The organism is Colwellia sp. 6M3 (assembly GCF_014077595.1).
Taxonomy (GTDB): domain Bacteria; phylum Pseudomonadota; class Gammaproteobacteria; order Enterobacterales; family Alteromonadaceae; genus Cognaticolwellia.
In genome coordinates, this window is the sequence record NZ_JACGWF010000201.1 from 1 (window position 1) to 711 (window position 711).

Here is a 711-nt window from a genome sequence, read left to right on the forward strand (position 1 = left end):
GGGTCTTTGTTGTGTGACAGTTTAACTTCGCCAGAAGTCAATATTGAATACTAAAGTAGATACCAATCAATCAACTCATAAGAGTTAATTAAATGGCACTGAATGGTACTGCTACCATTCTTTTTTTTACTTTTGAAAACTCTTGATAAATAACAATGTTATTCATCAGAATTTTATTATCAGCTTTTCCAAATTTTTAAAGAGCAAGAGAAATAAAAACTTCTCAAAATTAAACACACTTCGTTCTCAGGTCGTTTATGACCCGATAAAGAATATTTATTTTTAAGAAGTAAAGTGGTGGAGCTAAGCAGGATCGAACTGCTGACCTCCTGCGTGCAAGGCAGGCGCTCTCCCAGCTGAGCTATAGCCCCACATATGCTGGTCTTACTGTTTGTATACCGACTTCGATTTGAGACAAGGCGTAAGTAGAGGACGTTTAGATAACTAAACGACGAAACTTACAACGAAGTATCAAGAAGAAGTGGTGGGTCTGAGTAGATTTGAACTACCGACCTCACCCTTATCAGGGGTGCGCTCTAACCAGCTGAGCTACAGACCCAAACAATAAGTGTTGTTCTCTTTACAATTAACAATCATCTGTGTGGACACTACGAACAAATAAGTTCTAAATCGTATAAGGAGGTGATCCAGCCCCAGGTTCCCCTAGGGCTACCTTGTTACGACTTCACCCCAGTCATGAATCACTCCGTG

2 tRNA genes and 1 rRNA gene are annotated in these 711 nt (G+C 39.8%); all 3 read right to left on the bottom strand.

Going from position 1 to position 711, the window contains the following annotated elements:
- Positions 1 to 295: 295 nt before the first annotated feature.
- A tRNA-Ala gene (locus H4J50_RS18995) sits at positions 296 to 371 on the bottom strand.
- 111 nt (positions 372 to 482) lie between these two features.
- A tRNA-Ile gene (locus H4J50_RS19000) sits at positions 483 to 559 on the bottom strand.
- Between the two features lie 76 nt (positions 560 to 635).
- Positions 636 to 711: ribosomal RNA gene (locus H4J50_RS19005) — 16S ribosomal RNA — on the bottom strand; the annotation flags it as partial.